This is a genomic window from Paenibacillus vulneris, assembly GCF_039543185.1.
Taxonomy (GTDB): Bacteria; Bacillota; Bacilli; order Paenibacillales; family NBRC-103111; genus Paenibacillus_S; species Paenibacillus_S vulneris.
In genome coordinates this window covers 18,962-44,581 of sequence record NZ_BAABJG010000015.1, presented here as the reverse complement: position 1 = coordinate 44,581, position 25,620 = coordinate 18,962, and the positions used below count along the sequence as shown (strand labels likewise).

The window sequence follows — 25,620 nt, the reverse complement described above, 5'->3', positions numbered from 1 at the left end:
AGGGGATTTAATTTAGCCCCTCATTTGGTTTAATAATAAATCAATGACCTGCATGTTGCGGTAGGATTCCTCCAGAGACACCAGCGGCTTGCGATGATTTGCAATAGCGTCGGCAAAATCCGTTACCTCCAAGGTGTAACGATCCGATTCCTCGACCGGTACCTGACGAGATCCCTCCGTAGTGACAACACGAATCGTGCCATCGCTTCCCAGAAAGGTATCAGGGACTTCTATTCTGCCCTTCGTACCGATAATTTCGGAATTCATTTGATTGAAGGCATTAAAACCGCTGCTAATGCTGGCGATCACGCCATTAGGGTATTTTAACAATGCCGAGAACAGGACATCGACCCCATTCTCCTTAACACATTCCGTCACACAGGACTCCGGCAGCTGGTTCATGATCATTCCAACGAAATTCACAGGATAGGAGCCGACATCATACAACGATCCGCCTCCCAGCTCCGGTTGAACCTTGATCGTATTCGGACGGTCCAGCAAGAAACGGAAGGTAGATTGGATATACCGAACTTCACCGATTTCTCCGCTCTCCACTATCTCTTTAACCTTCTTCGTTCGATCCGTGTAACGATACATGAAGGCTTCCATTAGAAGAACCTGATTTTGTTCCGCAGTACGGATCATTTCCGCACATTCAGCCGCATTCAAGGCCATAGGCTTCTCGCAGAGAACATGCTTGCCTTTTTGCATCGCTTTTATCGCCCATTCCTTATGCATGGAATTCGGCAGAGGAATATAGACCGCGTCGATCTCCGGATCATCTAGAAGAGCGTCATAGTCGTTGTAAAAACGGGAACATTGGAATAATTCACGGCATTCGTTCTGCTTCTCCTCACTGCGTGTAGCTACAGCTTGAAGTGCGCTGTTCTCCGATTTAAGAATGGCAGGGATGACGGAATTTTTAGCAATACGGGCGTAACCTAGTACACCCCATTTGATGGGTAACATATAGTTCCTCCTTAAAATTATAGTGATGGCGTGATGGGGATGGCGATGACGAATTCAGTTCCGCTAGAATCGCTATGATACCGTACCGAGCCCTTATACATGCTCACAAGCTGTTTGACGATATGCAGGCCCAAGCCGGAATTTTTGCCGGATGGCTTCGATGAATAGCCCGATTCGAATAGCTGTCCCCGGGCTTCAAGCGGAATCATAGGGCCTGTATTGCGGACTATGAACTCCAGCCGGTTGTTGACTATCGACCCTTTAACGGTGACATTACGCTCGCACGGTTCCAAAGCGGAGGTCGCATCAAACGCATTATCGATCAGATTGCTCAACATTTTGACGACATCCGTCGCCTTGATCGGACTTTTCTTTAACAATTCCATATGCTGAAAATCGTACTCGAACTGGATGTTCAAAGATTCGGCTTGGGCATACTTGGCCTGAATCAAAGCAATGAGAGCCGGATCCTTCAAATTGACCAGCTCATTCACGACTCTAATTTCTCCAACCAGCGTATTCGTATACTTCCTGAGCTCATCGTAATTTTGAAGGGCCAGGAACCCATGGATCGTTTGAATATGATTGATAAAATCATGCCGCTGCTCCCTGACGGATTGAAACAAGGTCTCAATATTCCCAACATAGGCTTCTTGTACGTCTTGAAGATCCCGGTCTTTTGTTCTTTTAAAAATCCAAAAGATAGCGAACACGATAACAACAGCCAGCAAGGTACAGACGCTCATAAACCATATAATCTGGATTAAATGCTTATGAAGAATGTTGTTAACTTCCGAGTAGTCCGATGTGATCGCAATCAGGGGCGGAGAGCTCATCGCGTTGTATTTCAAATAGGAATTATGGATCGGGGTAAAGCTTTTCATCACGGACTTCCCTTTGGATTCCGTCACATAGAACACCGTCGTATCCTTGGTCAATGCCAATTGGGCATATTGCTTTTCTTCCGGGTCCCTATAATCATAAGAACCAAAGTATACTTCTCTTGCAGAGAACCAATTGCTCGGCGTCGGAATACTCTCAGGAAGAGTATGATCCATGAATTTGTCTGCATTCAAAATAGCCACTTCAAGCGCGATATGCGGATTGTCGTTCATCACTCGCTGAATCGTATCCTCCACACCGGTTATCTGCTGATACTTCCGGAAATTCGTATCATGAACAAAGGGATTGATAATATAATTGGTCGTTCCGTCGTAATAATAGCCCCATTTATTAATCTCGGACTGACTGGTCGTTGCTGTGTCCCTCGGACCGCTCCAATAGTTGTCAAGAGCTTGACCAATGCCGACATTCACAGGTTCACGAGCGAATAATTGCTGAAATGCGGAAAAATAATGGTCCCAACCCTTGGAGCTTACATTAAGATCCTTGGGATCGGAAGATTTTTGACCTACGATGTCATCCCCTGCTCTAGCAAAAAGAGTGATTTCGTCTACCCCGATCAGCTTCTTTAGTTCGACCAAATCCTGATTCTCTATATTATGTATATCCGGGTCCAAAGCTATTTTGGCGGCAATGGCCGCCGTCCGGAGGTTCTCGCCTATCAAGTCTTCTACGAATTTCTCTCCTGCCGCTGTCTGTTCCATGTTCGTTTTGATGCTGCTATACAGGATTGCCATCTTCTCTTTCTGATTATCTTCAAGCAGCGTCTTATAGTGCAAATAATACGATGTGTTTAACGCAATAATCATGATGATAAAAACAAGAGATGTTTTCAGAGGAATCGTTCTAGTAAAATTCATCTATCTGTACCCACCCCGCTCCATGCCTATTATAGCAAGAAACGAAGAAAATTGTATAACTTTGTCGAAAATGCGCCCTTTTCGGCGATTTGCCAATGCCTGCGTTAGGATAAACATGTTCCTCGGTTCAACAACCCAATCACTTTCTCTTCATGTTTAATACACTATCGTATTCTAAGAGAGAGTTAGGTGATGAGCTTGGCCACTTTTGCTGCAGCTTATGCCATGAAGGAGCGAATGGCGCCAGCCTTGCTAAAACATTCCAAAGTACAGGGGGTCGGCGTAGGCTACCATGATACCGAACGGCCGAAAAAAGGCGCGGCGGTCATTATTTATGCCGACGCTTTGTCTGCAGTTGCTTTAGGAATCGCTTCAACCGTTACCATAAGTGTAAAGGGTAAAAACGTACAGGTTCCGATCCGGGTTGTCCGAACAGGAAAAATACGCTCCCATGCCAATTTCCAGGGACGTATACGCCCTGTCCAGGCAGGGTACAGTATTGGGACGGCAGCCGGGTCCGGAACCGCAGGACTGATTGTCACCAATTTCCCCGGAGCGAACCAGCGTTACATTTTCAGTAACACTCACGTACTTACTAACCCCTTAAATTCCAATGTACGTGCCGAAACATTGCAGCCCGGAGGGGCGGATAATGGAAGACCGTTGATAGATAGAGTCGGATTTCTCTCCCGATACGCACTGCTGAGAAGGAACGCCACTAACTTTATAGATGCGGCTATCTCCCTGCCGGTCCGCAACGCTATAGTCACTCCCCGCTATGCTACAGTCGGCGTTGTCCCAGGCTATGTAACCTCGTATAGAGTCGGGGATCGCTTCAGAAAGGTTGGCCGTACAACAGGACTGCGATTCGGAAGGGTTGATTCCGTTAATACGGATGTTCTAGTCGATTATGGGGGGAATCTGGGCGTAATCACCTTTCGGAATCAATCGGTCATTGTAGGTGCCAGCCCCGTCTCTCTTCCCGGTGATTCGGGCTCCGTATGGCTCAGGAGAGATGACAATTTCGCAGCTGCGGTCAATTTCGCAGGTACCGAGGACGGCCTAACCTCTATCGCCTTTCCGGTAGACTGGTTCATGAGACGATTTCGTTTGCGGGTTGCCCGTCCCAATGGTGCCGGAATCGTCAAAAACGTGAAAACCAACGGTAATCCGGCCTTTGCCCGCCGTTTAACGGCTAGAGAGCTAGCTTCCATACGAATCATCTCGGCTAGAAGCAGAACAGCTGCTGCTAAAAAATAGAATAGAACCCGGCACTCTTCAGGTGCCGGGTTGTTTACTTTCAGGCAGATTCCATTAACGTGTTTTGGTAATCAGGTACGGAGTCACAAATCGATCGTTGTCTGTAGGATTTTCGATAATCAAGATCCAGACAGTATCTGTGGCCGGGAAGCTATCTGTCGGCCAGGCGGATGCGAAACCGGTAATCGTCCAACCTGCATTAATGACTACCCTGCCGGTACCTGCAGTGAAAGTAATCGAAAGGAAGCTGTGGGCAGGGATCCGTCGTGAGCTGAACACGGTACGCCGGAAGCCATTTCCAAGGTTTTGTGTAGCACGGGCGTTGCTTGGACGAAGGACTATTTTTCTCCCAACCGCTTTCCTGCTTACTTTTGATTTCACTTGTTTTTTCATTACATAACCTCCTTGATAGTGATAGCACATTGTATGCAAGTGATAGTTTCAAAGATTGGGTGAAATTGCTAGACTCATTAATTAATCTAGTAGAAATAGATTCATGCTGACCTTTCTTGCCTGGAGCAACGGTGTCATGGGAGGTAGGGATCTTCAAGTGGCGTCGGTAGTCCATGGAGATCAAGGAGTCGAAATCTCATGGATACTGATAAAGAAGACAGTTTGGAAGGAGTATATGTCAGATGGATGAAACGAAAAAAGCTGCTGCATAAGCAGCAACCTTTCATTTATCCGTTGAAGTAATCCTGCAAGCCGTTAACAATCGCATCGGCCGCTTTCTTTTGATAGGCAGCGGTACGGACAAGCTGCTCATCCTTGGCATTGGACAAAAATCCAAGCTCCACGAGAACGGACGGCTGAGCATTTTCCCGAAGCACATGGTAATTGCCATAGGATATTCCGTTGCTTTTCAAATCCAGCGCACGATCCAGCCGAGCTTCTATTTTTCTGGCTAAAGGCATATCCTTGGAGCTTGAGTAGAAAAAGGTTAACGTGCCGGAATTCGCTTTCGGCGAGGAGTTGTAATGGATGCTGACAAAAGCGTCCGCGCGGTTCTTCTCGCTGACGGAGACTCTCGCGGATAAATTCGGATTCTCCTCATCACGTGTGCGGGTCATGGTCACCTGGGCGCCGGCTTTTCGCAATTGATCTGCCAAATAACGGGCCGTAGACAAATTCAATGATTTTTCATTCGTTCCGTATTTCTTCCCCTGAGTCCCTGTATCGCCGCCGCCATGCCCAGGGTCCACTACAATCCTCTTCCCCTTCAGGCCCGGACTGTTCGAGGATACCGATACGTTGTTGGCCGATGCTTTACCTACGTACTTCCCCATCACCCAACCGGTAGCTCCTTCGGCCGTTCGGACCTGGACCCAGTCTTGTGATGAGTCAAGCACGGACAAGGAATGACCCGAGGATAGAACGCTTACGACAGCATGTTGAGTTCCGGGCCCTTTGCGCATATGCAGCGAATCAGCAAGAACGGTAACCGTTCCTTTCTTAGCCGCGTCCGAGCTTTTTGTACTGGTGCTCGTAAGCTTGTCCGACGGTATACCATTTTGCATTTTTAAATATTGTCCTGCTACCCAACCGTTCAGGCTCCCTGCTTTGATCTTGATCCATCCGTACGATTCCTGGGATGTGACGACGACCGTATTTTGCTTTAAGGACCCCACGATGGAAGATTGGATATCCGGTTTGCTGCGGACATAGAGTGAAGTTGCCGTCACAATCGCATTGGAATTCGCTGCAGCTTCCACATTTATCGCAGGGGAAGCAAGGAGTCCAAATGCAAGAATAGTAACGATGGCTTTCTTCAATGGCTGTAGCTTCATTAGAATACCTCATTCATATAATGGCTTTGTCGCTTTATGTACTAATATAACAGGAAGTTTTGCCCAATCATAGAGTACATTTTCTCATTTTGTCGAACCCGAACGGAAATAAATTTGAAAAAGCTGCTTCCAGACAGTATTGTAATAATGATATAAAATGTTCCAGAAGGTGCTTTTTGCATGCAATGGGTAAAGAAAGGAGTTCATAAGAATGGCGTGGCTTTACGTAGTATTAGGGGGACTTATGGACGTAGGTTGGGCTACGGGGCTTAAATATACACATAGCTTTACCGTGCTGGTGCCATCTGTGTTAACCATCCTCTGTATCGTAATCAGCTTCTACTTGTTCACCAAATCTATGACTCAGCTTCCTATCGGTACCGCCTATGCGGTGTTTACCGGAATCGGAGCCGCTGGGACGGTTATTGTGGGGATGTTATTTTTAGGTGAGCCGCGGGACGGGCTGAGGATCTTTTTTATCGTTGTGCTCCTGGCAGGTCTCCTGGGTCTCAAGCTGAGCGTATCGGAGACAGAACAGCCTCAGAAAGAAAAAGAAAGGAGCTGATGGGCGTGTCGTGGGTTTTCTTGCTTCTAGCCGGCTTCATGGAAATTATTGGTGTGATTCTAATAAAAAAATCCGAGGGCTTTCGAAGATTATATTGGACTTTGGCTTGTATCCCTTCGATGGGGTTGAGCTTTTACTTCTTATCGAAGGCACTGGTGCATATTCCTATCGGTACCGCGTACAGCATCTGGACAGGGATAGGGGCAGCCGGAGCGGCGATCGTCGGTATTTGGCTGTATAAGGAATCCAAATCTCCGAAGCGCCTCTTTTTTATCGGCTTGGTCATTGTCGGTGTGATCGGTTTGAAGCTTACCGGCACTTAAGCGGCCTGCAGCATACATAAAAGAACAGCCTTGGCTGTTCTTTTTATGCTCACTTTCCTTGCCGATTAATTCAATGAGTCTACTGCTTTTAAAGTGACACTCTCCTCAATCCCCAAAGCCTTTTTTCTCGCCGCAAAGTTTTCCTCTGTCATTGGACCGTAAACCTCATTCGTCTGCGGATCAACGATCCAATAAGCCACGATGGTCTCATCCGGTATTTGATAAGAGCCGTCGGTTCTCTTGGGGTCATTCCTTAATCCTACTTGCTTTGCCAAAATATACCGGTCATCCCACCCGACCTGGACAACCTTAGCGGGAACGATCTCCCCTCCCCATACTCCTTCACCTTCCTGTTTACGTATCGCTACTTCATGGGCGGATGTCCTGACAACCGAATAACCGCCAGGTAATGAAATATCATAATCTCCTAATCCGGCACAGCCGCTTGCCGCAAACAACGCTATGTACAATAAGCTCAAGCTTACCATTTTCATACTGGGCGAAGGGATACGCTTATTTCCCAACATCAGCTTGAACACCTCCTCACTCCTTCGTACAAAATCATTCCTTACTGCACGGCTTTGTCCCGCAAGCCATCAGAAAAATCATCATTGCAGATGCGTCGGAACGCTCTTGAAACGCTTTATACCAGCTCTTCATTTGCTTAAATTCCTCTTGGGTGATTACGCCACGTGGAAGAAAGCCTTCAAACCGTTTGGGGTCCAGCTGCAGGCTGAATCCGTCTTTTCCGGCAATCTCGCTATGCTGTACAACCGCCTCCAGATCTACATGGATAAACCCCGCTTCCTTTAAAAGTCGCGGCAGTGCCCTCCCCATATGCCGATTCCCGCCGTTCTTTTTTTGCGATGCAGCCAATTTGCTCATAATGACGGGCAGACTCTCCATCTCGGGAGATAGCGTACCAAATACTCCATCGTCAATATCGATAATGACCAGCTTCCCGCCGGGCTTCAGAACCCTGTAAAGTTCCACAGCAGCTTTCAATGGTTCATACAAATGGAGAAACAACAGCCTGACAATAATAAAATCAAATGTCTGATCCTTCACACCCGTTTCCATAATAGAGGCTTGTACAAATTGCAGCTGATGAGCTGGGACATCCTTCGTCTGTTTTTTGGCCTGATCCAGCAAAAAGCCGTCAATATCCAGAGCTGTCACCTTACTCCCGGGCAAATGATCGAGCAATAGCTCCGTGTAGAATCCGGGTCCGCAGCCCGCTTCGAGAATATGCATTCCATCCTTTAATCCAAACCAACGTAGCAATCGGAATTCCTTCTCCCAGCTCATATGAACTTGGGAGTGCAGCCTGGCCAATTCGGCTTCAGTGCCTGCACCGGTATTTTTAAAATGATAGGTTGATTCGTGACGGTTCATCGTTCACTCTCCTTTACGATATAACATTAAATGGAAAGTGTTACAAGATAAAGAGAATGTCATGGCAGCTTTTTTTCTGTTTTTGAAATGAGAGAATAAAAAAAGACCGAACGACAGCGGTCAGCCCTTGCATCCTAATCATTGTTACTACTTTCTACTGCCAAATCCTCTCGACGGTCTGCTTCTCCATGGATCATGAGTTGAAGCCGAACCTGCCAAGTCCCAGAACTCATCCAAAGCTGCCTCGGGATACACGTTAGACACCTTGGACATGTCCTCCCTGCTGAAAAACTGAACATCCATAATAACCTGGTTCTCCATATCCCACTCAGGATCGTATCCCTTGCTCAGCTGCCCTCCAGTCACTTCCGCCAAAAAATAATGGCAATAGTCGACCTCACCGTTCGGTTCTTTCTCTTCGACAACCCAAAGAAGTCGTTCCACCCTTATGTCAAGTCCTGTTTCTTCCTTGACTTCACGAATCGCTGCATCTCTGCTATATTCTCCCGGCTCAATGCCCCCGCCTGGTATCACCCAAATCATATGCTCAGGTCCCTGTTTCTTGTAATCACTTTGAACTAATAATAGATGATCCTCTTCATCCAGCACGAAGACTCTAACTCCAGCCACTTAACATCCCCTCCAGTCTAACCATTACTGCCTTCTTGTAAGCTATGACTCCCTAGCTTCCTCATATAGGATACAAACTCAAAGTCCTTATCGATATGGGACAGCCAGCTGTCTATTACGAAATCCACATGATCTGATTCCGTATCCAGAACCGCCATGCAGCCTGACTTTATTTGCCGAAGCGCACCGTCTTTCCGAAGGTCGATAAGTACATTTAGTCCCAAATACGTCGTCGAACCGTACATCTTAGGACCAATCCTATGGTGGTAATGGCCACCGATGGCATACTTTGGCTGTATATTGTCAATAAGCTGGGAGATCAGCGTGGAGCCCTGGGTCTCTCCAATATAGCTTGTGCCGATTCCATAGGGAGCATCGTGGGTTATCAAAATGTCAATTTCGCCCGGCGGTTGCCGGAGAAGCTTCTCGTAAGCTTCAGGGTTTATCGATTTCTGCTCATGCTCTTTCGTTTGAATACCGCCCAAAAATGCGATTTTCATTCCACATACTTCCATGATGGTTCCATCCTTGATATAGCGAAACAGATCGAATGGATCAACGGTTACCGTGCCGCTTGAATGGCGACTTATTGAATCCAGCCAATCGAAATCTTCATGGTTGCCACGAATAAAATAAATTGGGTTCAGCTCATGCTCCCGCAAGCCTCGAATCCGATCGGCAAGCTCTCCCTCCGCTTTTAGCATTCGACTGAAATCCAGCTCGGCAGGATCAAGCCTGACATACTTTTCATTCAGCAGCTTCTCATCCGGATTCGGATAGGCTCCCAAATCACCGACCTGGATGATCAGATCCAGCCGACGTCCCGTTCTTTGCTGCCATTCTGCCAATAACGCTATTGCATGCAGCACCCTTCCATGAATATCTCCCACAAATCCAATATTCAAATTCTCATCGCCCCCTTCATCTACTTGCTTACATCATTGCTACATTTTACCATACACTAAAAGAGTTGGCATTTGATCTGACAAAATAGTATGATTATATATTAATAGAACTATTTTTAATGGAGGAACAACCTTATATGAAAAAAGGCTTAACCCTGCTAACCACCGCCGCTGTTGCCCTTTCTATGCTCTCCTCGACGGCATTGGCGAATACAACGAAAACTACCGCTGATTATAAAGATCTTGTTAATGTAGATACTGCCCTGAAAACCAAGCTGGATACTTTGCTCACGCAGGGAATCTTTGAAGGCGTATCGGAGGATAGCTTCGGCATCTCCCAGAATATGACCAGAGCCCAATTCGCTAAGGTCGCAGCTTTAGTGTTCGGTTTAAAAGTTGATGCTGCCGTTCAAGCCTCCAGCTTCACGGATGTCCGTTCGGATGACACCGCCAACGGGTGGGCCATTCCTTATATCGAAGCGGCCAAAAAAGCGGGACTTATTGACGGAATGACCGACACTACCTTTGCTCCAGGAGAAAATGTAACGGTTGGGCAGCTCGATACTGTATTCCTCAAGGGACTCGGCAAAACGGTGAATACCACGGGTACGCCATGGTATGCTGACGCGGTTAAGCAAGCCAAGGAAGCCAATATCCACCCTGGTGATAAAGCCGGGGATGCTGTTGCCACCCGGGAAGACCTGGTGGTAGGAGCGTATGGTTCCCTCCCTTCTTCCCCTTCAGCAGAAAATAAACAAGTGTCTGTGACTTCCGTCCAGGCATCCGGCGATCAAGCGGTCCAGGTCAAGCTGGACAAAGCCGTGGACGCGACAAAGGCTACTTTGACACTCAGCAAGGATGGAGCCGTTGTGGCAACTAGTACTGCTTGGGCATTCAGCAATGATTCGGCCACACTAACATTAACTGGCGATACGAAGCTGAGCAATGGCAGCTACACGGTCACTCTTGGCGGTCTCGATACAGCTTCCATTAAGACGGCTACGGGTTCCTTTACGGTAGGGACTATTACGTCTACAGGAAAGTACAAATATTCAACGGCATCTTCCTATGAACTGAGCAGCGTCATCGATTCCAACTTAACCTCCGCCGCAACAGGCAGCAACGGCTCTGTATCGAAAGCAGAAGCGGAAGATCCGACTCTCAGCAAATTGGCCAAAGAAGTTGAAATAACCGTTACGAACGAGTCGGGAGAAGAAGTATCGACCCCTGGACTTGTTCAAACTATTTCCTCTTCGAATCCGAGTGTAGTGAAGGCAGCAGTATCAGCCGATCATAAAGGCTACATTCTTGGAGACAAAGCAGGTACAGCAACCATCTATCTTACTTACGCAACTATCAGCGGAGAGAGGAACCAAGTCTCTATTCCGGTTACTGTAACCAACGCCGCAATTTCTGCTCAAACCGTGGAAGCTAGAACCACTTCGATTACGGCTTATGCCACCGTGACTAACGGGGTTTATTCCAGCCAATTCAACGGATATGAGAAGATGGATTTGAAAGTGACCGATAATTTCGGCACCGAATATGAACAAGACGAAATTGCCTACTACAACTTCGCTTTGAACACCTATTTCACAGCTGAAGATATTACAGGAGATCCGCAGAACGGACCAGTCGGTACCGTCACTTTCGACAAAGCCGGTAATGTACAAATTACAGGCAACGTAACCAAGTTTACTCTGGTATCCGTTCTGTTTAACGATAAGCGCGCCTATGCAGACGTAACCGTTGTGAAGCAAAATTAACGAGCAGCATGAAGACAAAGCCCGGGGCCATAAGCCGCGGGCTTTTGTTTATAAGTACCATTATTGCGCTTCCTTATGCACCTTGTTTAATCTCTATAGGGTGATCAGCGGTTTCGTACCCTTCCCGATTATGGATGAGGTCGGAGGAACAATCGATATAGAGCGGATAAACCGGCATACTGGCTTGATGCTTTGTATCGGGTACAACCTTCGTTTCATGGCTCTTGAACGTATTAAGAATCTCCCTATTTTTGATCACGACATCGAAACATAGCATCAGCATAATGCCGATTAGAACTGCGGCCACGGCATATACTCCATAGATCTCCTGCATCTATTAGCCCTCCTATGAATCTATTTCTCCCATCGTATCAGCAATCTAGTAAAAATACGCTCGAATCCCGTTGTCACTATATGACTTTTATTGTAGAGTCCTAACCTCAGCTTGGCCCATTTGAAACAACGATACTAATGTCAACCCGTCTTGTTCCAGATTCGTTCTGCCGCTCTGCCCTCGTTCGATAACGCAGAGAACTGCATCTAATTTTGCCCCATACCCTGCAAGCGCTTTGGCACTAAGCCGAATTTGTCCGCCTGTCGTCACAACATCCTCAATGATGCATACTCGTTTCCCCCTGATGTCTACTCCTTCCGCCAGCTTGCAAGTCCCATAGGTTTTAGCTTCTTTCCGGACGAACACCACAGGCAGGCCTGTTGCCAGCGACAAAGCCGTTGCAATAGGGATTCCCCCCAGCTCAATGCCGGCAATGATTTCGGTGTCCTGCGGCAGTAATGCCGTGAGCTCCTTGGCGATGGCAGACAATAACTTGGGATTCGATTCAAATTGAAACTTATCAAAATATTGATTCGACACTTGTCCTGACCGAAGCTTGAAGCTGCCTGTTAGATGAGCTGCAGCATAGATAGCTTTCTCCAGTTTCTGTTTGTTCATAGAACCTCCAATAATCACGTTTAGTAGTAACCCTCTCGTATCATACCCATCCGTGAGGAGAAAGCCTATGTCGGAATGGACAAAATAAAAAACCGACTTTCGTCGGTTTGGCTAATAGTTCGATTCGCGCTTTAGAATGTCATCCATTTTCAACCCCATATGAAGAAGCAATTGCTGACCGGAGTCATGTACGCTGCATCCAGTGAGTTGTTCAATTTTTTGGAGACGGTATTTTATCGTGTTCACATGAACATACTGCTTTTTAGCTGTCACCGATATGGAGCCGTTGCATTCAAAATATTGCTTCAAGGTTGCCGTCAGCTCCGATTCATGAACCGAATCATAGGCATCAAGCCGCCCGACCGTTTCCGAATGAAGGCTCTTCAGCTCTTCTTGATTGCTCACGGAATGCAGCAAACGATAGATCCCCAGATCTTCAAAATGGACTGTCTTTCTATTGGAAAGGGTTGTTCCGAGACTTATTGCTTTCACTGCCTCCTCATATCCCTTATGGATTCCGTCTAGCCCGCCATAAAAGCGGCCGATGCCTGCATGAATCCTGTCCGTTTCCTCCACTACGGGAGCCAGTTGTTCTCTTATAGCTTCCATTTGGCGAACCAAGCTATCCTTTAAAGGGTCCTTCGGATAAGGAAGCGTAATCCCATCCTCCTCCATCTCCCTGGGAAGCAGGATCACGATGAACTCCTTCACTTCAGTCACAATAACGGTTGGCCCGGTCAGCCGGAAAAAGGAATTCAGCTTGTACATGAGCCTTCTCCGGCTCTCGGAGCGCTCCAGCGCGTACTTATTCGGTGTGTGCTGAGATGATTCCGTGCGAATACAGACGACTTGGTAACTTCGTGACAAATCCCAGCCGAATCTGCTCCCTTTATCCAACGCTTCTGCCTTATCCAGCCGCCTGCTTAACAATAAATCGGTTAGAAAATGGTTTTTTAACGATTGCTCCAGGTCACTCTTCGTTATTAGCTTATGAAATTCCAAGGCTATGAGCGTCATTGCCCGATCCAGTATTTGATAATCCTGCTCTATAAACTCTCTTGTCGTCTGCCAACACGTAATATCCCCCCATACTTCCTCATTCCATAGCAATGGAGCGACGATGCAGGGGGTCGGCTTATTGTTCAATAGCCGCTGCATGCGGATAGGACGTTTGGCAGCGATTAATTCATGGCGTTCGCGGCGTGTAAGCGAGGCGATATCCATCCCCTTGTTACACACTATGGAAACTAGCTCTGAACCTACCGTTACCGGATTTCCTGTCATTTGTTCCATTGCATTCGTCAAATCCGGGATCCCCTTACCACCCAGTGCAAGCTCCTTCAGCCATTGGAAAAAATCTTCCATTCTTGATTGTGCAGGGTCTGGCCTGTGTAAAAGGTACGGCATCAACGGGGTCATAATATCCAAATAAGCAATATCATTCGGAATCTCGATGATGGGAAAGCTCCAGCGATTCCCGGACTGAATAATCCATTCGGGAATCTGGTCCACATATGCTTGAGTTTTTACAGCCAACGCCGAATTCCCCGCTTCTACCAGCTGCGGAACTAAACTGCGTATGGCTTTTTCATCTTCCTTAATTGGATATAAGCTGGTCAGCAGCAGCACATTCCCGTTCAGCCAGCGAATGACGTCGGGCACCTCCATAATGGTAACCGAATCAATAATCCGGTCCAGGCCGGCTTCCCCTGCAACAACTTTGCACCGGGCCAGACCTCCCCATTGCATTGCTTCTCTCACCGAAATTCCCACGCACCCGTTCTCCTCTGCTTCTTGTTGATTATCTATGTACATAAGAAAAAGCAGCTTGTGCTGCTTTTCCTAAATACATCAAAGCCATACTACCTAACCATATCAAAGCTTCGTATCATCGACGGCATTAAGCCATGCCCGAATATCGCCAATAATAGGAGCAATGCAGCCCTCTTCGAACGGGGAACGAAGTCCGGCAAGCTTCACTAATTCGGTGAACGATCCGCTGCCGCCGGCACGGCATAGCTTCAAGTAACTAGCCCAGGCCGCTTCACGGTCATCGTTGGCAAGCTTCCAATATTGCAAAGAGCAAATCTGTGCCAGCGTATAATCAATATAGTAGAACGGACTTTTGAAAATATGCTGCTGCTGATGCCAGAAGCCTCCGCGCTCCAAAAACGGCATATCATCGTACACGCGGCTAGGCACATATTTACGCTCTACGTCCCTCCAAGCTTTTTTCCGCTCCGCCGGTGTCATATCCGGATTTTCATAAATGATGTGCTGGAATTCATCGACAGCAACTCCGTAAGGAATGAACGTTATCGCACTTCCCAGGTGGGAGAACTTGTATTTATCGGTATCTTCCTTAAAGAAAGATTCCATCCAGGGCCACGCAAGGAATTCCATGCTCATCGAATGGATCTCACATGCGTCCAGTGTCGGGTGCAGATATTCCGGCACAGCCAGATCGCGGCTCATATACGATTGGAATGCATGCCCCGCTTCATGCGTCAGCACGTCGACATCGTGCGAGGTCCCGTTAAAGTTGGAAAAAATAAACGGAGCTTTATGCGATCCGATATATGTGCAATAACCGCCTACCCGCTTGCCTGGCTTGCTCTCCAAATCCATGAGACCGTTGTCCATCATGAAATGGAAAAATTCATCCGTCTCCGGGGACATCTCGGAGTACATCACCCTAGCCTGCTCCACGATCCAATCCGGATCTCCCTTAGGCTTAGGATTTCCGGTGAGGAACGACAAACCGTCGTAATAACGCAGCTTATCCAGACCGAGCCGGATACGTTTACGTTCGCTCAACTCCGATGCCGCAGGCACGATATGCTCCAGCACCTGTTCGCGGAACTTGGCGACCTGCTCCGGTCCATAATCGGTCCGATTCATGCGGGCATAGCCGAGCTCGATAAAATTGTGGTAGCCGAGTTTTCGTGCAATTTGCGTACGGAGACGCACCAGATGGTCATAGATTTCGTCCACTGCTGCTTCATTGGCTTCAAAGAAAGAGTACCTTGCATCGGTCGCTCTTTTGCGAATTTCCCTATCCGTCGATTGCATGAAAGGCGACAGCTGGGAAAGCGTCCGCTCCTGTCCGTCAAATTCAATCTTGGCAGATGCCACCAGCTTCACGTATTCGCTTGATTTTTTGTTTTCTTCCTTCAAATCCTCTACGATGGTCGGATGGAATGTCTTCTGTGACAGCTCGGCTGTCGCGAACAGCTGCCGCCCCCACTTGGCTTCGAGCTGCGGACGGAATTTGGATTCAGCCAACGCTTTGTAATAATCTGTAATTAACCCTTGATATACAGGGGACTGTTCGTCTATGTAATCCTGCTCCCCTTTATAGAACGGATCTGTCGTATTGATCGAATGCCGGATGCGGGCGATCGTAAGCATGGATGAAACATCTCTTCTCGCAGCATTGATGGCGCTCATAGCCGCGTCTTGCTCTTCAAAAGTCCCGGCAGCTGAGAACTTCTCTAGTAATACGGCAAAATCACGGGCAAACTGCTCCATATTCGGACGCTCATACAGGTAATCTTGAAATTTCATCCATGTCCCTTCTTTCTTATCACTTGGTTGGATAATATCTTGCCTTAAGGCAACGTTTGAAGCCTATGATTGCTTTGACTGGCATATACCATTATTTTACTATAAACCTTCCCTAATTTCACACCTAAACTGACTATGAGTTAAGGATCGCTGTATGGTCAACGACAATGCAGCATTCTTGTTAAATCCAAATCGACAAATGATGAAATACAGTGCCCTGGTTGTCGAAATCATTGTTTAAATATTTGTGTGACCGTAAATTGTCTAATAGCTGTACTAAAAATCAGTCGAAACGTCACTTTATTTAACCACAGGTTATTTAAGAGTTACTTTGCTCTCCTATAGCCCGAAGTCTTATCCACATACGGTAAGAACGATCTAAGCTCCCCCCTTCCTTCGCCGGCTCATAACCAGCATGCTAATTGTCAAAATAACGAGTCTCGTCCCTTAAAATTTTTCTACATTCCGCCTCAATATCCCGCCTTTTGGAAGGCTAGTTCCTTCCTTTCGGGCAACCATCGTTAAGCACTTATTGTAAAAACCCAAAATTTCAGTAATATTACCAAAACTCTTGTCATAAAGTATTTTAGAAGAAAGTCAACATACGACAAAACTTCCTGTTTTACATCGTATGAATAAAAGATTGATTATTGTAAAATATTCCAAGTAAACCCCATTAACACAAACTGAAGGGATGATTTGCTATTATTATTTTTGAAAAAATTAATTTTATCGAGTCTCAATGCATCAATCCGCAAGATGCGATTATCATTCGTTTGCTTATGGAAGGGATAGGCACCCACGAGATCGTGTACTTAAAAAAGGATTCTTTGGATGCGGCTAACCGACTTCTGGTCGTTAAGGATTCATATGGATTGAAGAGACAAGTCCCTGTTACCAAAAGATGTGTTGAGCTATATCAAAATGCGCTGCAGCAGACCAAATATATCCTTTATAACGGTTATAACCCGAGTAAGCAATTATCTGTTAATTTGCGGGAAAGCGACTTTCTTATCAAAGTCAGCCTTCAGGATTATATCGCTAACCAAAGCATGATTACGGATATGGATTCCGTCGTGCTCCGCACGATTTATATGAGGCTGCGCAGACTGGCAGAGTTTTTCTCCACACCGGAGCTTACCCATTTAACGGCTTTAAAGCTGGAGTACATGGAAAAAGCATATGCGTAAGTAAGCAGGAGGCTGCCCAAGCCTCCTGTTTCACTTTATGGCCAAGTAACCCTTATGATATGGGTACATCTTTAAATCGCTTTACTATTAGGCCGGATGCTCCAGCATCACTTTGGCCATGTCTCCATCAATGGGTGTCATTTCTCATTTCGGCAGCATTCAATTCCCGCCGGTTTTATATTAAAATAGAATCGGTTCCTGCTTTTGACAAGAGAGGGTGAATGCCTGGATGGAGAACAGAAAAGACCTGATCTACAACTATGTAGCTGACTTGCAAATCCATTTATTAAACGGAGGGTTTACCCGCTGCCGGCCTGATTGGGGCTATCAGAATCTAAAGCCCGAGTACAATAAAATGTACTTCATATGCGACGGAGAAGGATGGATCCGCATTCACGATCAGGATGTTTATCCTGCACCGGGTCAATTCGTATTCATACCGGCCGGAACACTGCATTCCTTCTCAACCGTCAGCTCCAACACCTATACCAAATACTGGTGTCATTTTACATCCAATGTTATGTTCTCCCCGCTGTTTCAATATTATGGGCTTCCTTACGTTATGAATACAGAGGAATGTACAGGTATTGCACAGGCTTTTCATAGAATGGAGCAGACGCTGTCCTGGCAGGCTTCCTCTATGTCGCTGCGAGTCAAATCCGCTATTTACGATATCATTAGCTGCTTTATCGATCATTGCGTCAGTACCGGTATCAAGTCCGTAGCTCCCGCTTCCGTTCTGAAGCTGCAAAAAGTAACAGAGTATATCGACCAGCATATGGATAAGGACATTAAGATTGAGCAGCTGGCGGACATAATGCATTTTAATACGAATTATTTGTACCAATTTATGAAGATGCATTTGGGTATTACCCCCATGCAGTATATTTACAAACGAAGACTCGATAAGGCCAAGGATTTATTGATCAACACCGACGATTCGCTGGCGAATATTGCTGCTGTAACCGGCTTCAGTGATGTGTACCACTTCTCCAAATCCTTCAAGAAGCATACGGGAATCTCTCCCAGAGCCTACCGTAATGGAGCCGGCAGAAGATAAAAGCGAATATAAAGAAAGCCGGGTCATTCTGCCCGGCTCAACTCAGGACGGCCACATTTCCTTACGGTAAGCCATATCCCAGAATAAATATTCAAATCGTGTAGTCGTCGCAAAGATCTCCTCCAGCCGATTCAGCTCTCTCTGAGGCTTGCCTTCAGCCAGCTGGTCGAGCAGGTCGATACACCACATAGCCAGAGTGCCGAATTCCTCCGAGCTGTACATTCGAATCCATTCTCCATACCATTCGTGTTCGGTGGAACCTGGGATTCGGGCAAGCTCCTTGCCGATCTCCCAGTAGCTCCACATACAAGGCAGGAGAGCGGAGACCAGCTCTGCCAAGGATCCGTTCTGAGCGGCATGCAGCATATAGTGAGTATAAGCCAGTGTGATAGGTGACGGCTGCGCTTGCTCCAGTTCCTCCTCGGAAATTCCGAATTTGGCGGCATAAGCCCGGTGCAGCGCCATCTCCTCATTCATGGTAGAATGCAATAGTGCGGCGAACGTGCCCATCGTCGTCAAATCCGTCGCTTTTACAGCACCTAGCGCAAACAGCTTCGCATAATCGATCAAATAAATGTAATCCTGAATCATATAAAACCGGAATTTTTCCAGCTCCAGCGTTCCCTTGCCCATCTTTTGAACAAACGGGTGGTCATGATTGCTGCGCCAGACCGGCTGCAGTTTTTCTAACAAATACTCGGAAAACTTCATCTCTATTCCTCCTCCAACGGGTTCCAGCGTCACTTTATTTCGCCGTGTGTCCCCATTCGTATATGAACTTCAGCATAACCTTCGTAAATTGAACCAGCTGCTCTATAGATACTTGTTCATTGACCGCATGAGCGTTTTTTAAATCTCCCGGGCCATAAATTGCGGCCGGAATCCCTGCATCCCCAAACCATCCCCCATCCGTTACCGAAGGAGAGACATCCACCACAGCCGACTGGCCTAATATGGTTTCATGGGCTGAACCAAGCAGCTGGACTGCAGGATGATTCGGATCCACTTCCAAAGAAGGGAAGATTTCTCCCCGATCCTCTATCATGGAAGAGCCTCCCCATTCGTATTGCGGCGGATTCTCCCTAAGCCACGGATCCGCTTGCGCTACCCGGTTCAGATGCTCTTCAATGTCCCGGCATACACTCTCATAGGTTTCATTCGGATAAAAATGAACGGTGATCCACAGTCTGCACTCGTCGGCAATAAACGCCGCATGCCTGCCCCCTTCGATAACGGCCGGATTGATCGTATTAGTCCCTGGTGCAAACCCCGGATAGCTCTTCATAACCGCCCAATGTCTCTCCAGCTCCTGAAGCCCTTGCAAGAGCTTCATCATCTTCTCGATTGCGCTGGCCCCTAGGATTCCGCCTCCGGCATGAATCATATTTTTCCGGGTCGCATCATGAAACGTCTTCTTGCTTTTCACGGTGATCCAACCAGTAATAACTCCGCCTTGCCCTTGAATATGAAGATCGCTCGTATCGACAACGACTGCAAAATCGGCTTGATATCCGCGCTTGCAGCATTGGAGGGTACCTGCTTCTCCGACTTCTTCACCTATTACCGATTGGAACATCAAGTCTCCGGGCAGTTTAATGCCCGCTTCGTCCAGCAGCTGGATGGCAAAGAGCGCCCCCGCCAGCCCGCCTTTCATGTCCGAGGCCCCACGGCCAATGAGGACGCCGTCCTTGACAATCGGCTCGAACGGAGAGGTATCCCATGGCTCGTCCGCACTTACTTCTGCCACATCCACGTGGCCGTTAAGGATCAAGCTCTTGAATTGATCGGAGGCTTGTCCTAGTTTGATACCGACGACGTTCGGGTCTCCCGGATACACTTCCCATTGATCAACCGTAAACCCGTGAAGCTCCAGGAATTGTGTGATAAACTGCTGGGCTTCCTCTGTATTTCTGGCCGGAGGCGCCGGGGTCTTATATCGTATCAGCTGTGAGGCTAGCTGAACCAGCTCTTCCTGCCTCTGATCGACCTGCCTGATTAAAGCTTCCAATACCTGACTCAATCCTTCTCCTCCTGTTCATACGGATACCCGCAATATTCCATCGTTCAGCAGAATACGATTGCAGCAAAAAAACCACTTTGCAGGACAAAGTGGTTTACGCGCGCAGCACAGCACTACCGTGGCGTCCACTTCCCTTCGCTAGCATTACCTAGATCAGGTATAAGGGTTAAGGCTCCCGCCTTTCTCAGCTGCATCAGCACCCCTAGTGAAATTCTTATTCGTTTTCTTATTCATAGTATCATAGACTGGATAAGGTTCTCAATTCTTCGAGACGTTCAGGAATGCCAAAAGCAGTCCTCCGGTTTTTTATCCGGCAAAAATTGCTTAAATATCGTTGTCCTAAGCTGATGAGTGTCCGATCGCTCCAAATATTGGATGCGGCAGCACAGCTTGGGCTGAATCCATTGGGTTTGCTTGTCATACTCCAGATAGAGGTCCTTGGACAGCTCCATAAAACGCTCTTTATCTTCATAAGTAAGTCCGAATTCCACCACTCCGACAGGCTTGTTCTTAACGGTACGGAACTGCAGCCCGATCACCAGCGCGAAGGGCTTCGTCCGGAAACCAAGGATAACAGCGTCAATGGTTTTAAAATGCTTGATTTTAACCCAATCCCGGCTCAACGTGCCCGGCTTATAGATAGAATCCGTTCGTTTGGCCACGATGCCTTCCATGTCCCGTTCCCGAGTCAGCTCGAACAAAGCCTTCCCTCTCTCCTTTACATACAGGGTCGGCATAATGACGGAGTTAGGAACGAGGAGCTCATGCAGTCGTGCCTTTCGTTCCATTAGCGGCTCATTGCTATGCTCGCGCTCCGTGAACAGCAAGTCAAAAGCTACAAAAGTTACCGGATGTGTCGCAACCGCTTGCGCTATCCTCATGGAGCTGCTGAGTCGTCCACGGTAGCTGAAATCGTCAAACACGGGTCTCCCGTCTCGCATAACGATCCCTTCACAATCCAAAATCGCAGTATGAGCCTGAATAGCCGATACAGCCTGTTCGAGCTCGGGAAACTTCTTCGTCACCTTATTCCCATGACGTGTGTAAGCCTCAATCCGGCTTCCTTGCTTATGGATCACAATACGCCAGCCGTCCCATTTGGGCTCAAATAAGTATTGAGGATCGTCAAACGGCTCATGTTGAATACTGACGTTCATTGGCTGAAACGGTGTAAAAACCTGCAACAGGGATCACCTCATATCCTCATTTTTACCAAAAAGGGACGGATTGTAACCTGTTAACTACCGTTATGTCTGTCTTTTAGGAATTCGGATTTGGCAGGACCGACTATTTCTGATTGCTGAATTCATTTTCCTCCTGTCAATCGGGGCTTTTCCGCACAAGATATATTTGCGCCGCTGCCCCAGCTCCTTAGGAAGTAATAAAAAAAACCGCCTTATAGGGTCAACAGCCCTAATATGCGGTTTAGAACCAAATCATAGAGGAAGCATATTGCATTCATGGATTATGGCAACCCAGTATTACCATTAATGCCACAACTGTTTATGGAGGAAAGTCTGATAACCCCTCCTCCAATTTACCATTTTTGTCCATGTGTGTCGAGAGCGCGTGCTCGCGGTTTTATTTGCTGCCTAACGAGTTCAGGTCGATAAAGGGAGTCGCTCCTCCGGTCACACTCGGAAGACGGCCATCCCATTTCTCCAGTGCTTTCTCCTGCACTTCAATCTGCTTAAGCTGAACCAAATCCGGCGTGATCTCCTGCTTCTTCAGCTTCAACGATTCCGCCTCGGCTTGGGCCTGCGTAATTTTCTGCTTGGCTTCAATCTCAATACGCTTCAAATCGTTCTCCGCTTTCAATGCTTGCTGCTGCGCCACCTGCTTGGCTTCGATCGACTGGTTGAAGGCATCCGAGAATTTAAAGTTCACGATGTTAATATCGTTCACGATCAGATCATATTTGGCCAGCCGTTTCGTCAAATGATCGCTGATTTCTCCCGCAACGACATCCCGCTTGGCAATCAAATCCTCCGCAGGATATTTGGCCGTTACCTCCTTGACGATCTCTTGGATTGCCGGCGAGATAATAACCGAGTCAAAATTGCCTCCAATATTGTTCATCAAATTAAAGGCAGCCTCTTTGTTGACAGAGTAGTTAACGGCAACATGCGTAGAAACCGGCTGAAGGTCCTTGGACGAAGCGGACGTATCCGTCTCTGCCTTGGTAACCTGGGTGTTGACCTGAATAACGCTCTGAACGAAAGGAAGCTTCAAGTGTATTCCAGGGCCAAGTATCTCATCATTTAACTTGCCGAACGTTTTGTACAGTCCCACATGCCCGTATTGTACGGATGCAAAGCTGTTCAATCCGATGATGACGATCAGCAGCGCTATAAAAACGGACGTCACGACGAAGCCAACGTTAGGCCTCTTGGGAATTTTGGTCACTTCTGCATTCATACCATCAACCTCCAGTGGTGAGTATGTCGTACAGTTCATTACGTACTTTCCCAGATTATGTTTCATAATCTGGGATTAAGAACAGAATATCCTTTTATTCCCCGGAGAGGAGCTCCCACTGCTGGTACAGAAGCTCCCTCTCTGCTTCCAGAATCATTTTCTCGCTATGCATAGCGAATAGCTTGCCGGAATCCGTTTCAAGCAGCATCGCCTCATCCAACAACGTAATCTTTCGCTCCAGCGATTCAATGTCGGTTTCCAGCTTAGCATGCTTTTTATCCCTTTCCTGCAGCTCCCTGGAACTATGTGTCCGCTCTTTGGATTCCCGAGCCTTCTTTGAATCATTCTCTTTTACCATCGGTTCGCTATGGGAAGGCCTCAGAGACTGGCTCAACTCCTCGCGTTTTGCCCTTGCATCATCATATCGGCCGACAAATTTCGTCAGTCTCCCATGCTCAAGCCAATAAGTAACATCGAACAGTTTATTCAAAAAGTACCTGTCATGCGAAACGCAAAGGACGGTGCCTGTAAATCTCTGTAAGGTGTCTTCGAGCGCCTCGCGGGAATCAATGTCCAAATGGTTCGTAGGCTCGTCGAGCAGCAGTACATTCACGTCTTGTGCCATGAGCTGCGCTAATCGGAGCCGCATGCGTTCACCGCCGCTCAAGCTTTTCAGCTTGCGGAACACGGCGGCGCCATAGAATAAAAACCCGGCAAGCCGCTGACGCGCCTCTCCTTCATCTACCATAACCACCTGCCGATACGCATCGAGCATCGTCATGTCTTCATCACCGAACGCATCCTGCTGAGCCAGGTAGCCTATTCTGACTCCGCTGCCTAAGGTGACCTTCCCGTGATCCGGCTGAAGTTCGGACGCAATCATTTTCAGGATGGTGGACTTGCCGCTTCCGTTTTCACCGACAATGGCTGCATAATCCTGATGCCGGATCAGCATATCAAGCTGATCGAACAGAAGCTGCTTCTTGCCGTTTCTGTCAATGACTTTACCTACCTGCTCCAGCTTCAGCACGTCATTGCCGCTTCGGTCCCCCGATTCGAGCATCAATCCGATCTTCTTGCGTTCAAGAACCGGCTTGGTCAGCTTCTCCATGCGGTCTAGTGCTTTTTGCATGGCTGCAGCACGCTTGAACATGTTAGGATTATCCGCTTGCGCAGCCCAAATCCGCATTCGCTTGATCGCCTCCTCCATCTTCTTGATCTTCTTCTGCTGTTCCTGATAGGATGCGAATTCGAGCAGCAATCGGCGCTCCTTTTCCTCCACAAAATAAGAATAGTTGCCATGATACACATCAATGGCTCCGCCCTCTATATCAAAGATCTTATTCACAACCCGATCCAGAAAATATCGGTCATGGGACACAACCACGACACTCCCGGTGTATTGCTGCAAGTAACCCTCCAGCCATTCCACAGCATTCAAATCCAAATGATTCGTAGGCTCATCCAGAAGAAGCAAATCCGGGTTGAGCAGCAGGATGTGAGCCAGACAGACCTTGGTTCGCTCTCCCCCGCTCAAATGTCCGAATGCATGGTGCAGGAGATGCGAAATCCCTAGTCCGTTAGCTACCCTGGAAAGATTCGCTTCAATCTCATATCCGCCGGCGGAGGCGAAGGCCTCCTGCAGCTTCCCATATTCAATCAAGGCTTTATCTGCTTCGAGAGGGTTCGCCATCCTTACCTCCAATTCCGACATTCGCTCCTGCATCTTATACAGATTGGCGAACGCTTCCTGAAGAACGCCCTTCACCGTAGTCCTCGGGTCGTAATCCGGTATTTGTTCAAGAAGAGCCGTACGGCTCCCCTTTTTATAATGAATTATCCCGCCATCAGGAGTCTCTATCCCTGCCATAAGCTTCATCAGTGTGGTTTTACCGCATCCGTTAGGGCCAACCATTCCAATCCGGTCACCCTCCTGGATTTCCAATGACAGCTGTTGAATCACAGGCGTACCGCCCCAGGATTTACTCAATTTATCCATTGCACATAGTAACATATTCCTCACGCTCACATTCGATTTAGTGTTGGACAGCACAAAAAAGCCACAGGCAAAAGGCAACCTTTTACCCATGGCTTCACGCGCCTGATCATACTAATCATACCGGCATGGAGCCGGCAGCCGATTAGATTGGATGGGTCAAAATGTTGCAGTTACCGTAAGAAGACAGACCTCTCCCGTTTACAGCAGAACGGAATACGATCGTAGTCAGATGCACCCAGAATAGGGACCATTTGCTACGCTCAGTAACTTGCAACATATTGACACCTCCTTCACCGATTCAAATGGAAATAATAACATAAATATTACCATATAACATTTAATTCCGCAATATTGTATCTCTTGACCTGATTCCCTATTTTTACTTCGTAAATGTTAGTTTCTGTGTATTTTCAAACAGAATGTGTTCCGATTTTTTGGTATTATGGTTTCAGGCAAGCAATGAGATCGAATCTGTATATGGGCACTTAGATTCGATGGAGCGAGTAGTGCAACCCGGCCACCTTTCTGCGGAAAGGTGGCATTTCTTTTTTTAGACAACTATAAACCAAGGACAGGAGGTACAGAAGATGAAGCAACCCTTGGATTGCGATCGTATTATTCTTCAACTAGGTATCCCGACGATTCGGTATGAGATGTGGAAAGCAAACAATACGATCCGACATACCTACACGGTTACGGTTACCGAAAAAAAGGTCCCGCTTCCAAAGCCGGTTGGATGATTTCTATACTGCAGCCCCATTTGTACTTCGATGACATCTATCCAAGCATCACTTGCTGGATTTACATATCTTAGATTTGGGATTACGCAATACCCCCTAAACTATGTTAGTGAGAGGAGAATCCAACAATGGGTGGATTAGTTGGCGGACTTGGATACGGAGGCGGCATCGGCGGCGGACTATTTACAAGCACAGCTGTTATCTTGGTATTGTTCATCCTTTTGGTTATTGTTAGCCGCGCTTGGATCTAACTGGAAATAAGTTAGCATTAGAACCCCCTTCCGTTGGAAGGGGGGTTTATCGTTTAACCT

General features: G+C 47.4%; 26 protein-coding genes and 2 riboswitches. Of the genes, 8 read left to right on the top strand and 18 right to left on the bottom strand.

Features of this window, described 5'->3' with window-relative positions; translation table 11 throughout:
* Positions 1-12: 12 nt before the first annotated feature.
* Both ABEA66_RS13860 and ABEA66_RS13855 read right to left on the bottom strand, forming a co-directional pair.
* Positions 13-969, bottom strand: a complete 957-nt coding sequence (locus ABEA66_RS13860) for a Gfo/Idh/MocA family protein (protein ID WP_345588071.1) — start codon at positions 967-969, stop codon at positions 13-15.
* A gap of 17 nt (positions 970-986) precedes the next feature.
* Positions 987-2,732 carry a sensor histidine kinase gene (locus ABEA66_RS13855; protein WP_345588069.1) on the bottom strand — a complete coding sequence of 582 codons (1,746 nt, stop codon included), beginning with the start codon at positions 2,730-2,732 and terminating at the stop codon, positions 987-989.
* Between the two features lie 192 nt (positions 2,733-2,924).
* On the opposite strand from ABEA66_RS13855, the gene ABEA66_RS13850 reads away from it, so the two are divergent.
* The gene (locus ABEA66_RS13850) at positions 2,925-3,992 is read left to right on the top strand and encodes a chymotrypsin family serine protease (RefSeq protein WP_345588067.1); all 1,068 of its coding nucleotides are present in this window, start codon (positions 2,925-2,927) and stop codon (positions 3,990-3,992) included.
* A gap of 54 nt (positions 3,993-4,046) precedes the next feature.
* Here the strand turns inward: ABEA66_RS13850 and ABEA66_RS13845 are convergent, their stop codons facing one another.
* Complete coding sequence (locus ABEA66_RS13845; protein ID WP_079909447.1) at positions 4,047-4,385, bottom strand: hypothetical protein; 339 nt, start codon at positions 4,383-4,385, stop codon at positions 4,047-4,049.
* Positions 4,386-4,672: 287 nt separating this feature from the next.
* Entirely contained in the window at positions 4,673-5,779 is a 1,107-nt protein-coding gene (locus ABEA66_RS13840; protein WP_345588063.1) for an N-acetylmuramoyl-L-alanine amidase family protein, read from the bottom strand.
* A 211-nt stretch (positions 5,780-5,990) separates the two neighbouring features.
* Here ABEA66_RS13840 and ABEA66_RS13835 point away from each other — a divergent pair, with 211 nt between their 5' ends.
* Entirely contained in the window at positions 5,991-6,344 is a 354-nt protein-coding gene (locus ABEA66_RS13835) for a DMT family transporter (RefSeq protein WP_079909445.1), read from the top strand.
* Positions 6,345-6,349: 5 nt separating this feature from the next.
* Positions 6,350-6,667 (top strand): DMT family transporter, encoded by a 318-nt coding sequence (locus tag ABEA66_RS13830; RefSeq protein WP_079909624.1) that lies wholly within the window; start codon positions 6,350-6,352, stop codon positions 6,665-6,667.
* A gap of 65 nt (positions 6,668-6,732) precedes the next feature.
* Here ABEA66_RS13830 and ABEA66_RS13825 read toward each other — a convergent pair whose 3' ends face one another.
* From ABEA66_RS13825 to ABEA66_RS13810, 4 genes are all read right to left on the bottom strand, one after another.
* On the bottom strand, positions 6,733-7,194 hold the full coding sequence (locus tag ABEA66_RS13825; protein WP_345588060.1) for a DUF3997 domain-containing protein: 462 nt from the start codon (positions 7,192-7,194) through the stop codon (positions 6,733-6,735).
* A 34-nt stretch (positions 7,195-7,228) separates the two neighbouring features.
* Positions 7,229-8,062 carry a class I SAM-dependent methyltransferase gene (locus tag ABEA66_RS13820; RefSeq protein ID WP_345588058.1) on the bottom strand — a complete coding sequence of 278 codons (834 nt, stop codon included), beginning with the start codon at positions 8,060-8,062 and terminating at the stop codon, positions 7,229-7,231.
* Positions 8,063-8,209: 147 nt separating this feature from the next.
* On the bottom strand, positions 8,210-8,692 hold the full coding sequence (locus tag ABEA66_RS13815; RefSeq protein WP_345588056.1) for an NUDIX domain-containing protein: 483 nt from the start codon (positions 8,690-8,692) through the stop codon (positions 8,210-8,212).
* A 17-nt stretch (positions 8,693-8,709) separates the two neighbouring features.
* Complete coding sequence (locus ABEA66_RS13810; protein WP_345588054.1) at positions 8,710-9,597, bottom strand: metallophosphoesterase family protein; 888 nt, start codon at positions 9,595-9,597, stop codon at positions 8,710-8,712.
* 137 nt (positions 9,598-9,734) lie between these two features.
* Between ABEA66_RS13810 and ABEA66_RS13805 the strand changes: the two genes are divergently transcribed.
* Positions 9,735-11,363, top strand: coding sequence for an S-layer homology domain-containing protein (locus ABEA66_RS13805; protein ID WP_345588052.1), 1,629 nt, complete (start codon positions 9,735-9,737; stop codon positions 11,361-11,363).
* A gap of 73 nt (positions 11,364-11,436) precedes the next feature.
* Here ABEA66_RS13805 and ABEA66_RS13800 read toward each other — a convergent pair whose 3' ends face one another.
* From ABEA66_RS13800 to ABEA66_RS13785, 4 genes are all read right to left on the bottom strand, one after another.
* A complete protein-coding gene (locus ABEA66_RS13800) occupies positions 11,437-11,697 on the bottom strand; it encodes a hypothetical protein (protein ID WP_079909440.1) in 261 nt (86 codons plus the stop codon).
* 87 nt (positions 11,698-11,784) lie between these two features.
* Positions 11,785-12,315: an orotate phosphoribosyltransferase gene (gene pyrE, locus ABEA66_RS13795; RefSeq protein WP_079909439.1), complete on the bottom strand. Its 531-nt coding sequence runs from the start codon at positions 12,313-12,315 to the stop codon at positions 11,785-11,787.
* 111 nt (positions 12,316-12,426) lie between these two features.
* Positions 12,427-14,088, bottom strand: a complete 1,662-nt coding sequence (locus tag ABEA66_RS13790) for a PucR family transcriptional regulator (RefSeq protein ID WP_345588048.1) — start codon at positions 14,086-14,088, stop codon at positions 12,427-12,429.
* Between the two features lie 102 nt (positions 14,089-14,190).
* Positions 14,191-15,882 (bottom strand): M3 family oligoendopeptidase, encoded by a 1,692-nt coding sequence (locus tag ABEA66_RS13785; RefSeq protein ID WP_345588046.1) that lies wholly within the window; start codon positions 15,880-15,882, stop codon positions 14,191-14,193.
* A gap of 704 nt (positions 15,883-16,586) precedes the next feature.
* On the opposite strand from ABEA66_RS13785, the gene ABEA66_RS36340 reads away from it, so the two are divergent.
* Positions 16,587-17,072, top strand: coding sequence for a phage lytic cycle repressor MrpR family protein (locus ABEA66_RS36340; RefSeq protein WP_377768452.1), 486 nt, complete (start codon positions 16,587-16,589; stop codon positions 17,070-17,072).
* Positions 17,073-17,301: 229 nt separating this feature from the next.
* Complete coding sequence (locus ABEA66_RS13775; protein WP_345588043.1) at positions 17,302-18,132, top strand: AraC family transcriptional regulator; 831 nt, start codon at positions 17,302-17,304, stop codon at positions 18,130-18,132.
* A gap of 42 nt (positions 18,133-18,174) precedes the next feature.
* On the opposite strand, the gene tenA is transcribed toward ABEA66_RS13775, so the two are convergent.
* From tenA to ABEA66_RS13745, 6 genes are all read right to left on the bottom strand, one after another.
* The gene (tenA, locus tag ABEA66_RS13770) at positions 18,175-18,843 is read right to left on the bottom strand and encodes a thiaminase II (RefSeq protein WP_079909434.1); all 669 of its coding nucleotides are present in this window, start codon (positions 18,841-18,843) and stop codon (positions 18,175-18,177) included.
* A 34-nt stretch (positions 18,844-18,877) separates the two neighbouring features.
* Positions 18,878-20,152: an acetylornithine deacetylase gene (locus ABEA66_RS13765; RefSeq protein ID WP_345588042.1), complete on the bottom strand. Its 1,275-nt coding sequence runs from the start codon at positions 20,150-20,152 to the stop codon at positions 18,878-18,880.
* 113 nt (positions 20,153-20,265) lie between these two features.
* A riboswitch (TPP riboswitch) is annotated at positions 20,266-20,366 on the bottom strand.
* A gap of 61 nt (positions 20,367-20,427) precedes the next feature.
* A complete protein-coding gene (locus ABEA66_RS13760; RefSeq protein WP_345588040.1) occupies positions 20,428-21,336 on the bottom strand; it encodes an ATP-dependent DNA ligase in 909 nt (302 codons plus the stop codon).
* A gap of 397 nt (positions 21,337-21,733) precedes the next feature.
* The gene (locus ABEA66_RS13755; RefSeq protein ID WP_192701795.1) at positions 21,734-22,570 is read right to left on the bottom strand and encodes a prohibitin family protein; all 837 of its coding nucleotides are present in this window, start codon (positions 22,568-22,570) and stop codon (positions 21,734-21,736) included.
* Between the two features lie 94 nt (positions 22,571-22,664).
* The gene (gene abc-f / locus ABEA66_RS13750) at positions 22,665-24,569 is read right to left on the bottom strand and encodes a ribosomal protection-like ABC-F family protein (protein ID WP_425571480.1); all 1,905 of its coding nucleotides are present in this window, start codon (positions 24,567-24,569) and stop codon (positions 22,665-22,667) included.
* Positions 24,570-24,711: 142 nt separating this feature from the next.
* Entirely contained in the window at positions 24,712-24,846 is a 135-nt protein-coding gene (locus tag ABEA66_RS13745; protein WP_256865262.1) for a hypothetical protein, read from the bottom strand.
* A gap of 166 nt (positions 24,847-25,012) precedes the next feature.
* A riboswitch (cyclic di-GMP riboswitch) is annotated at positions 25,013-25,096 on the top strand.
* A 60-nt stretch (positions 25,097-25,156) separates the two neighbouring features.
* Here ABEA66_RS13745 and ABEA66_RS13740 point away from each other — a divergent pair.
* A complete protein-coding gene (locus ABEA66_RS13740; RefSeq protein WP_179135920.1) occupies positions 25,157-25,309 on the top strand; it encodes a hypothetical protein in 153 nt (50 codons plus the stop codon).
* Between the two features lie 128 nt (positions 25,310-25,437).
* Positions 25,438-25,560: a YjcZ family sporulation protein gene (locus ABEA66_RS13735; RefSeq protein ID WP_144027779.1), complete on the top strand. Its 123-nt coding sequence runs from the start codon at positions 25,438-25,440 to the stop codon at positions 25,558-25,560.
* The last annotated feature ends 60 nt before the right edge of the window (positions 25,561-25,620 follow it).